General features: G+C 40.0%; 5 protein-coding genes. All 5 read left to right on the top strand.

Annotated elements, in window-relative coordinates:
* The first annotated feature begins 24 nt into the window (after positions 1–24).
* Entirely contained in the window at positions 25–2034 is a 2010-nt protein-coding gene (locus GD631_RS03470; RefSeq protein WP_143259304.1) for a hypothetical protein, read from the top strand.
* Positions 2035–2220: 186 nt separating this feature from the next.
* Complete coding sequence (locus tag GD631_RS03465; RefSeq protein ID WP_143259303.1) at positions 2221–4230, top strand: kojibiose hydrolase; 2010 nt, start codon at positions 2221–2223, stop codon at positions 4228–4230.
* 239 nt (positions 4231–4469) lie between these two features.
* The gene (locus tag GD631_RS03460) at positions 4470–6500 is read left to right on the top strand and encodes a hypothetical protein (RefSeq protein WP_143259302.1); all 2031 of its coding nucleotides are present in this window, start codon (positions 4470–4472) and stop codon (positions 6498–6500) included.
* A 165-nt stretch (positions 6501–6665) separates the two neighbouring features.
* Positions 6666–9770, top strand: coding sequence for a SusC/RagA family TonB-linked outer membrane protein (locus GD631_RS03455; protein WP_143259301.1), 3105 nt, complete (start codon positions 6666–6668; stop codon positions 9768–9770).
* Between the two features lie 17 nt (positions 9771–9787).
* Positions 9788–11680 carry a RagB/SusD family nutrient uptake outer membrane protein gene (locus GD631_RS03450; RefSeq protein ID WP_143259300.1) on the top strand — a complete coding sequence of 631 codons (1893 nt, stop codon included), beginning with the start codon at positions 9788–9790 and terminating at the stop codon, positions 11678–11680.
* Positions 11681–11682: the final 2 nt, after the last annotated feature.

Here is an 11682-nt window from a genome sequence, read left to right as displayed (position 1 = left end):
AAAATTTTAATAATACTATAAGATATGATGACCAGACAAAAGACAGTGTGGCTTACACTATTACTAATTGGATTATATACTGATTTTTTGAATGCCAGTGAGATAATGAGATGGATGATTGCTTCTTCCGATAGTATTTGCTGGAAAGTGAATGGAGCGCATAATGACCACATTGAAATGAGTGGACTGAAAGTTTCAACGGTATTGCGCTATGGTGTTAATGAGGCAGGTGAATGGGTGATTGACCGGAATATGGTTTTACCTACTTTTCGTACTATCCCTAATGATACCCATGGTAGTTTACAACACCATTTTAATGGAGACTGGGCACATTTATGTCTTGTAAATGGCCGGCCGTTAGTAGGGGAAAAGGTGGAGACTGTATCGTTGAATGGAATTATGACTGTAAAGAGTGTATATGCAGCTAGGGGGATTTCATTGACACGTACGCTTTTTCCTTCCACATCACAACCGGCCTTCTGTGAGAAATATGAGTTGGAGAATACGACAGATCACCCACAGACAGTCCAATTCCCATCGACCACTCTTTCTTATTCTACTGATGAGACAAAAGGAGTGGAGGGTAGCTATACATTAACGGCCACTCTTTCTTCTCCGGTAAAAAATGGTACTTATCTACTGAAAGCCGGAGAAAAAGCTTGGTTTCAGGTAGTCTATGCAGGATATAAGAAACATGATCGGGAGTTGGCGTTGGATGTTAATAATGAACTTTTGGCACGTCGGAGATTTTTGAGACAGATACAGGGTAACCTTGTGTTAGAGACTCCGAATGACGTAATCAATACCATGTTTTCTTTTGCCAAGATACGTGGTTCGGAAAGCATATTTGATACTAAAGGCGGATATATGCAGAGCCCTGGTGGAGAAGCTTATTATGCTGCTGTTTGGGCGAATGATCAGGCCGAATATATTAATCCATTTTTTCCATATTTAGGTTATCAAGCCGGAAACCGTTCGGCTATGGATTCATTCGGCTTGTTTATGCGCTATATGAATGATGAGTATAAACCTTTACCCTCGTCTATAATTGCAGAAGGAATTGATTGTTTTGGTGTTGCGGGTGATCGTGGTGATGTAGCAATGGTTGGCTATGGCGCAGCACGTTATGCTTTGGCATCTGGTAATCGTAATGAGGCTGAAAAATTGTGGCCGCTGATTGAATGGTGTCTGGAATATTGTCATCGCCAGCTGAATGCGGATGGGGTGGTAAAATCTGATTCTGATGAACTTGAAAATCGTTTTCCTGCTGGAAAAGCCAATCTATGTACATCTTCATTATATTATGATGCCTTGATTTCAGCTGCTTATTTGGGAAAGGCGTTGAAAAAAGAACATAAACAGATAAAGTCTTATCAGGATAGGGCTGCTGAACTTTATAAGAATATTGATGCATATTTTGCCTGTAATGTAGAGGGGTATGATACCTATCGTTATTATGATGGTAATACAGTGCTTCGTTCATGGATTTGCATTCCTCTGACTATGGGTGTTTATGATCAGGCGAAAGGTACTGTGGAGGCTCTATTCTCTGATAAACTGTGGATGGAGAATGGGTTGTTAACTCAATCGGGTACTTCTACTTATTGGGATCGTTCTACACTCTATGCTTTCCGGGGGGCTTACTCTTGTGGTGCCAGAGACATAGCTACTGAATATTTGGATAAATACTCTGCTACTCGTTTGTTGGGTGATCATGTTCCTTACGCAGTGGAAGCGTGGCCGGAGGGAAACCAAAGGCATTTATCTACAGAAAGTGCTTTGTATTGTCGCATTATGACCGAGGGGTTGTTCGGCATCCGTCCCATTGCATTGGATGCTTTTATGATGACACCGCAGCTACCGGAAAGTTGGAATACGATGTCATTGAAACGTATCTGTGCATTTGGTTCCATATTCGATATTGAGGTGAAGCGCGATAAAGATGACAAACTGTTGGTTCTGATAAAAAAGGATCATAAGATTGTAAAAAGAAGTAAGATTACGAATGGAAAACCGATTGAAGTACGCATTTAAATAAGATAAAACAATCTGTCTTTTGATTTAAGCCAATTTTGTTACCAAAATTGGCTTAAATATTATTTTTAGTACGCTTTTGGTTTATTTGTCACATCATTTGGTCAGGTTATTCCCTAATGATTGGCAGATACGCCCTATTTTTGTGTCGGATGTCATTAACAAATTAAATATCTTATTTTTTATATGAGAAATCTATTTATCGTATTTTATTGTCTGGTATCAGCTCTCACCATTAAGGCAAATGGACAGGATAGTTTGTGGAAGATACAGACAACCGATTATCACGGAGCTTATTACGGGGCAACAGTTGCCAATGGGGGGATTGGTATCCTGCCGTGGAAAGAACCGTTTTCTATTCGTCATGTCATGCTAAACCATGTTTTTGATTCTGCTACTCCTCAAGATGTGAGTCGTGTTTTACGAGGAATCAATCCATTCAATTTGCAGATGCGGATTAATGGACAGACTGTAAATGGTGATAATATTTCGAGATGGGAACAGTGCATAGATATGAAAGAGGCTACCCATAATACGCACTTCACTTGTGATGGAAAAGCGGATGTATCTTATAGCATCTGTGCTCTAAGAAATTTACCTTATGCGGGACTGGTTCGTGTCGAGGTTACGGCACTGGGGGATATGTATTTGACACTGTCAAATCCTATTGAGGTACCTGATGAGTATAAAAACATAGGTTCGAAACTGGTCAATGTGAATGTTAATGGGAATGATATAAAAATAGTGCGTACTTGGGCTTTATCAAAATACCGCGAACAAAAAGTTTCAGCTTCTTCCGCATTTATTTATGATAAGCATTCCAACGTGCAGCAACAATATAATGGGAGTGGTCAGATTTCTATTTCATTAAAGAAAGGAGAGAAATTCTTTTTTACTTTATTAGGTGCTGTTTGTACCGGACGTGATTTTATAGATCCGTACAATGAGTCAGACCGTGAAGTGATTTATGGTGCGAAAGAGGGATTGACGCGTCTGATGGATGGGCATCGGAAACTCTGGAACGAGATGTGGAAAGGTGATATTGTAATTGAGGGGGATGATGAAGCACAGCGTACTGTGCGTTTTGCACTTTATAATCTGTATTCCAATGCACGCAAAGGAAGTCGGTTGAGTATACCTCCTTTTGGACTTTCTTCACAGGGATATAATGGGCATATTTTCTGGGATACCGAATTTTGGATGTATCCGCCTATGCTCTTTATGAATCAGGGCATTGCACGAACAATGATGGATTATCGTACAGATAGGCTGGAAGCAGCTTGCCAGAAAGCATTAAGTTATGGATATGATGGGGCTATGTTTCCTTGGGAAAGTGATGATGCAGGAGAAGAAGTGTGTCCGACTTGGGCGTTGACTGGTCCTTTTGAACATCATATCACAGCTGATATTGCCATTGCGGCCTGGAATTATTATTGTATGAGTGGAGATCAGCGATGGTTGCGTGAAGAAGGATTCCCTTTAATGGAGAAAGTGGCAGAATTTTGGGTAAGTCGTGTAGAAAAGAATGACGATGGTTCTTATTCGATTCGTAATGTGGTCTGTGCCGATGAATATGCAGAGGGTGATGATAATGCCTTCACGAACGGTACTGTTATTCGCGCATTACAGAATGCTGCTAAAGCAGCTTCCATATGTGGGGTTAAAGCTCCAGTAATTTGGAAAGAAATAGCTGCAAAGTTGCGCATCCCCAAATTTGAAAATGGAGTGACTATGGAGTATGATGGTTATAATGGACAGGTTATCAAGCAGGCGGATGCTAATTTACTGGTATATCCATTAAACCTGATTACCCGTCCGGAAGAAATTCGTAAGGATTTGGAGTATTATGAGGGAAAGATTGACAAAGGAGGCCCCGCAATGTCATTCTCTGTATTGGCTTTGCAATATGCACGCCTTGGTGAAGGGGATAAGGCTTATGAATTATTTGTGCAAAGCTTCCGTCCCAACCAGCTACCTCCGTTCGGTGTACTTTCTGAAGGTGCAGGAGGTACTAATCCTTATTTCTCAACTGGTGCGGGAGGACTTTTGCAGGCTGTAATCAATGGCTTTTGTGGTTTGGAAATTACAGATAGCGGTATTAAACAATTGCCTTCGAAATTGCCAGGACATTGGAAGAAGTTGGTAGTTAAAGGAGTCGGACCGGATGGTAAAACATATGTCCGGCTTCAGAAATGAGTTCAATTTTTCGGTTGCGTAAATAAGAGTCAGAAGATGTATACTTTGGGAGGGAAATTGAGACAGGAATTTCATTTATTGACCTGTTTTTAATATCCTAAGCTGGTAGAATTCCATACTTTTGTCGCGTATCACACAAGCTACAAGATATTAGCTGTTGCTCAAGTTTGAAAATGAATTATTAATGTATTAACAGAACCAGTATTTATTTTATTACTGATTCATTTAATTGAATTTACATGAATTTAAAATGCTTATTTTGTGGAATACTTGTTGGGTTATATGTTGAGGCTGTTGAAGCTGTCAATTATACTCCAGAAAAGATTTCAGCATCTATTTCCTTAAAAGTACCGGGAAATGAGTCGGAAAAATACTCGCTGGATATGCGGCAGTTGAAGAATGACCGTTCATCTTATCTGTTGGAACCTTCAAAAGGTATTCCGATGGTAATAACTCAGAGAATGGAGGATATGAATGGTAAGTTACGCATCAATGTCAGTCTAACTGCATTAGAGGATGTTTATTTTAATTTTAGCGAGCAGTTGTCAACCGGTTTTAATCATGATGATTGCCAGTTCTATATGCCGGGGTTCTGGTATCGTCGCAATCTGCGATCTCCTAAGGAAGCACCTTCATTTCATACATCAGACAGCTGGTTGGTACGTGAGGATAGATTGAGTGCTCCTCTTACAGGTATTTATTCAGAAAAGGAAAAAAGCTTTGTGACAGTGAGTCGTATAGACAATTTTGCTAATGAGGTTTTGTCTACTCATCGAGAGGGAGAAATCATTCTTTCAGGTAAAACTTCAATAGGTTTTACTGGATTCGAAAATCAGAATGGAGTGGCAACACTTTCTTTCGGTTTTCCTTACCGTGAAGCACCTAAAAGCTATATTCGAAAATTAACATTGGCTCCGGCGGTAGAGGCTTTTCAGTCTCTGAAAAAAGGAGAAACAATGTTACTGACATGGGAGATTCTGGAGAATAAAGCTGATGATTATTCTGATTTTATTCGGAATGCGTGGGAGTATAGTTATGACACTTATGCTCCGGCTCCGGTTGATACTCCTTATTCTATTGAGGATATGAAAGAAGTTATGAGCCGTTTTTTTGTGAATAGTCTGGTGACTGGTAATTCGTTGACTTTTAATTCGGGTATTCATTTGCGGACTGCTGATTGTCAGAGTAACGGTCAGGCAGAAGTCGGTTTTATCGGTCGTGTACTCCTTAATGCATTCAATGCTTGGGAATATAGTTGGCAATGCGGCAGAGAGGATCTGAAAGAAAACAGTATGAAAGTATTCGATAGTTATTTGAAGAATGGCTTTACCCAAGCTGGTTTCTTTAAAGAATCGGTAAACTTTGATAGAGGGTATGAAGATCCTGTACATAGTATTCGTCGTCAATCAGAAGGGGTTTATGCTATGCTCCATTTTCTTGCTTATGAAAGGGAGAATGGCCGTCGTCATCCTGAATGGGAACAAAGGATGAAAAATATGCTCGATATACTTCTGCAGTTGCAACATGAAGATGGCAGTTTCCCCCGTAAATTCCACGATGATTTTACAGTGGTCGATAATAGTGGAGGAAGTACACCCTCGGCCACTTTACCTTTAATAATGGGATATAAATATTTTAAGGATAAACGTTATTTAGCCAGTGCTAAAAGGACAGCAGATTATCTGGAGAAAGTCTTGATATCTAAAGCTGATTATTTTTCATCTACTCTCGATGCCAATTGTGAAGATAAAGAGGCTTCTCTTTATGCTGCTACAGCAACTTACTATCTTTCGTTAATAACGAAAGGAGACGAGCATCGTCATTATGCCGACTTGACAAGAAAGGCTGCTTATTTTGCATTGTCATGGTATTATGTATGGGACGTTCCTTTTGCTCAAGGTCAGATGTTGGGTGATATCGGTCTGAAAACTCGTGGTTGGGGCAATGTCTCTGTAGAAAACAACCATATTGACGTGTTTGTTTTTGAATTTGCTTCGGTACTGCAATGGTTGTCAAAGGAATATGAGGAGCCACGTTTTGCCCATTTCGCTGAGGTGATTTCTACTTCCATGCGCCAATTGCTACCTCACGAAGGGCATCTATGTGGAATTGCTAAATCCGGTTTTTATCCGGAAGTCGTTCAACATACCAACTGGGACTATGGCAAAAATGGAAAAGGGTATTATAACGATATCTTCGCACCAGGATGGACAGTTGCATCTTTGTGGGAGTTATTGACTCCGGGACGTGCGGAACATTTCTTAAAATGACAGAAATAGGTCAGAAGATATCTCAATTATATTTTAATTTCATTTTGAACGATTTTTTTTAATTATTGGTTTATGTGTTTTATTACATTTTATGTTGGTTATCTACTTTTGCTCTCACTCAATATGAGATAAAGTATTTATTATGAGTTTTTTAAATTTAATATTATGGATTTGAAGAAAGCATTGTTTGGTTGCTTGTTGTTGTATTATGGAATAAGTGCTAACTCCGCTTTACCGGAACATTCTTCTATGTTTGGTAAGACTAATATGTCGGAGCAAGCGAAAGGTATTCGTATCAGTGGTACGATAACCGATAAGGACAAGAATCCTCTTCCTGGTGTGAATGTACGTGTACTGGAACAGACAGGGACTGGAGTGATTACGGATATGGACGGACACTTTTATTTGGATGTACCCGGAAAGAATTCCGTAATAGAGATTTCGTATATTGGCTTCAAAACTCAACAAATAAAAGTTGGAAGTAAGATTAACTTTGATGTAATTTTAGAAGAAGATATTGAAGCCTTGGATGAAGTTGTGGTTACTGGATATGGTAGTCAGAAGAAAATGTCGGTTATCGGTTCTATTGAGACATTACAGCCTAAGAAGTTACAGGTTGGTGCCACGCGCTCTTTGTCTAATAATCTGGCAGGACAGATTGCCGGTGTGATAGCGGTTCAACGTTCGGGAGAACCGGGTTACGATTCCTCGAATTTTTGGATTCGCGGTATTGCTTCTTTCTCCGGTGGACAATCTCCGTTAGTGTTGGTAGATGGTATTGAGCGCGACTTGAATAACATAGACCCTGCTGAAATTGAATCTTTCTCAGTATTGAAAGATGCATCGGCGAGTGCTATGTATGGTGTACGTGGTGCAAATGGTGTCATCGTTATCAATACGAAGCGTGGTAAAGTAGGAGCTCCTTCTGTCAATCTGCGTGTGGAACATTCTATTGCAGAGCCGACAAAACTTCCGGATTTTATTGGGGCAGCCGATCATATGACATTGATAAATGAAATAACAGAGAACAAGTCGCGTTTGCCTTTCAGCCAGGAGCAGATTGACAGAACGAGATATGGTTATGACAGAGATTTGTATCCGGATGTAAATTGGCTGGATGAAATAACAAAGGATTATGCTTATTCTACTCGTGCGAATCTGACCGTATCAGGTGGTTCTGATTTTCTGCGCTATTCGTTGGTTGGTTCTTATTTCGGTGAGAAGGGAATTATGGAGACGGATAAATCATTGCCTTATGATACGGGAACGAAACTAACTCGTTATAATATGCGTGCGAATGTTGACTTGGATGTGACTAAGACAACAGTGCTGCGTTTAAATGTCGGTGGGTTCCTTCAAACACACCGCAAACAGGCATTTAGTACGGACGATGCTTTTGATAGAGCGTTTATAACTTCTCCTTTCGTGTATCCTGCCCGCTATTCAGATGGGACTATTCCAATAATGGCTATTAATGATGTGAACCCTTGGGCAGCGGTGACACAGCGAGGTTACGACGTAGTTACAGCTTCACAGATTCAGTCACTCTTTGCTATTGAACAGAATCTGAAGATGATCACGCCGGGATTAAAAGCGAAAGTAACCTTTTCTTTCGACCGTTGGAATCAGAGTTCGATTACAAGGGGAAAGGATGCTACTTATCATAGTATTGCTACCGGACGTGACATTGAAGGTAATCTGATTCATTCGGTACTTAAATATGGAGATGAGTCTTTGGGACATGGAAATAAGGGGGAATATGGAAATTCGAGGGTGTATTTTGAAGGAACATTAACGTATGCTCGCACTTTCGGAAAGCATGACGTAGATGCATTGTTTCTGTATAATCAGCAAAGTTATGATAATGGTAGTGTACAACCTTATAGAAAACAAGGTATTGCGGGTAGATTATCTTATACTTTCGATAGCCGTTATGTGACGGAGTTCAACTTTGGATATAATGGTTCAGAGAATTTTGCTAAAGGTAAACGTTTCGGCTTTTTCCCTTCTGTGGCAGTCGGATGGTTATTGTCTGAAGAACCTTTCATGGATCGTTTCAGAAATACATTGAGTAAATTGAAATTAAGAGGTTCTATAGGAAAAGTAGGTAATGATGATATCGGAGGACGCCGTTTTGCCTATATAACAACATTGAATACCAATGCAGATAAGTATAACTGGGGTGATACAGGACAGATTGGTCGTACCGGTATTTCAGAAGGAGAAGTTGGAGTTGAAAATCTTACCTGGGAAACAGCTCTGAAAATGAACCTTGGTTTTGAACTGGGATTATGGAATGAATTGGAATTACAGGTAGATGTTTTCAAAGAAAAACGTACCAATATCTTTATGCAGCGTAAGATTATTCCTTCACAGACAGGATTCTTGACTAATCCTTGGGCTAATTTTGGTGAAGTGACTAACCGCGGTGTGGAATTCTCCTTAAACTATAATAAACAAATTAATAAAGATTGGTTTGTAGGTTTCCGCTCTAATTTCACGTATGCTATCAACAGGGTGGACGAATACGATGAACCAGAAACTGTGAAAGGTACATACAGAGGATTGACAGGTCGTTCATTAAATACTTTGTATGGATTGCAGGCAGAAAGATTGTTTACAGAAGATGATTTCGATGCGAATGGTAATTTGAAATTCGGTATACCGACACAGGACGTTGGAGCTTCAAAAGTACGTCCCGGTGATATCAAATATATAGATATGAATGGTGATGGCATTATCACTGATGCGGATGAAGGATACATTGGTGGAACGGTAGACCCGCGTATTGTTTATGGTTTCGGAGGTAATGTAAGCTATAAAAACTGGGATTTGAATTTCTTCTTCCAGGGAACAGGTGATACTTATCGTGTGATTGGTGGAACTACGTATTTCATTCCGGGTAGCGGACAAACATTACAAGGGAATATTTACTCTAATTATAACGACAGATGGACAGAAGAGAACCCGGCTCAAGATGTCTTCTGGCCGAGACTGACGGAGGAGCCTAATAGACAGAATTACCGGAATTCCACATGGTGGAAAAAGAATATGCGTTTTATGCGTTTGAAAACGTTGGAACTTGGATATACTTTACCGCAATCTGTAACTGATAAGATACATTCCAAAGCTATTCGTTTTTACGTGAGTGGTAATAACTTATTTTGTTTCTCTCCTTTCAAACTGTGGGATCCGGAATTAAATACGAACACCGGTCTGCGTTATCCGGCTATGCGTTCTGTAATGTTTGGAGTTGACCTGAATTTCTAATTAAAAAAATGACGATAATGAAACTTAAGAAATATATAGTTGCCGGTTTAATAGGCATTGTATCGTTGGGTTCCTGTACGTATCTTGATAAAGAACCGGATACGGAAATTGACATAGACATGGTCTTTGAGAATAAGACAAAAGTAGAATCATGGCTGGCCAATGTATACAGCCGTATCCCTAATCCGGGTAATGACTGGCTAAATACGTATGGTTGGGAAGTGTTTGCAGATGACTTGACTGCTTCTGCACGCTGGCAGCAATGGGACTGGCCCAATATCACCAAGATTTTTGGTGGATGGACACCGAATACACAATGGGCAGGAAATTTCTGGGATGGTCTTCCGAGAAAAATACGTCAGGCTTATATTTTTATAGAACGTGTACACGCATTACCTGATTCCGACCTTCCTCAGAGAGAAGTGGATTATATGAAAGCGGAAGCACGTTTTCTTGCAGCTTATTATTGGTGGCAATTATTGGAAGCATATGGGCCTATTCCATTCAGACCGAATTATATTGCCCCGACTGACTTTACTCTTTCAGATTTGATGGTGGGACAAAGGCCATTTGATGAAGTTGTCAGTCATTTGGATAATGAAATGTTGGAAGCATCTAAACAATTACCTGCTGTATGGCAGAGTGTGGAGAAATATGGGCGAATAACTTCAGTCATGTGTCTGACTGTTCGTGCGAAGATGTTATTATTTGCTGCAAGCCCGTTAGTAAACGGAAATGAGTGGTATATCGGGCATAAGAATAAAGAAGGTGAGGAATTGTTTAACTCTACTTATAGCCAAGAGAAATGGGTGAAAGCGGCAGAGGCTTGCAAACAATTACTTGATGTGGCAGAGCAAGCTGGTTATCGTTTGTATGTAGAATATAATGATGAGGGAGAAATTGATCCGTTCACTTCACTTGAGAATCTTTGGTTTACAAAATTTCAGGATGGAAACAAGGAAATATTGTTCCCATATACAAAAGAAGATGCTTATCAAAGTTATCAGTTCTATACAAACAAGGCGGTTACTAAAGAATATGGTGGCGGAAATGGTTTGGGCGTATATCAAGGATTGGTGGATGCTTTCTTTATGAAGAACGGACTTCCGAAAGACGATGACAATTCAGAATATGTAGAAGAAGGTTTCTCGACAAAAGTAGAAGCTAGGTCTACCAATTGGACTGGCGGAACAGGGCAAAAGGGAGAAATAACTGCCGAAGGTACATATAATATGTATTGTAACCGAGAGCCACGTTTCTATACGGCAGTGAGCTATAATGGTTCGTGGTATGCTTTGGCAGGGCGTAAATTTGAATTCTTTAAGAATCAGAGAGATAATGACTATACACACGATGCCCCCCAAAATGGTTATTTGGTTCGTAAAAAAGTATATCCGCAAGATAATCCGAAGAATGGTAGTTATAAATGGCGTCAAATGTTCTTGTATCGTTTGGCAGCTTCCTATTTGGATTATGCCGAGGCCGTTAATGAGGCCTACGATAATAGAGCATCTCGTGAGGATGCATTGAAATACGTGAATAAAGTTCGTGAACGTGCGGGTGTACGTCAATATACGCTGAATACTGTAGCACTGGATGATCCCAAATACATCCATGTTGATGATAATCAATTAGCAGTGCGTGAGATCGTTCATATGGAACGTCGTGTTGAACTTTGTTGTGAAGGATCACGCTGGTCGGATATTCGCCGTTGGAAAATTGTAGAACAACTTCCGGAGATGTGTGGAGATGATTATGGTATGAACTTTGCAGGAATAAATAGTCAGGAATTTTACAAGAGAACCGTTTTTCAGACCCGTGTTTGGAAAAAGGCGATGTATTGGCTGCCGGTATATATAGATGAGATGAATAAGAACACGAACTTGGTCCAGGCGCCTTTCTGGAATTAATA

Source organism: Bacteroides luhongzhouii (assembly GCF_009193295.2).
GTDB lineage: Bacteria > Bacteroidota > Bacteroidia > Bacteroidales > Bacteroidaceae > Bacteroides > Bacteroides luhongzhouii.
The sequence above is the reverse complement of the archived record's forward strand: the minus strand, read 5'-3'. Positions and strand labels throughout refer to the sequence as shown.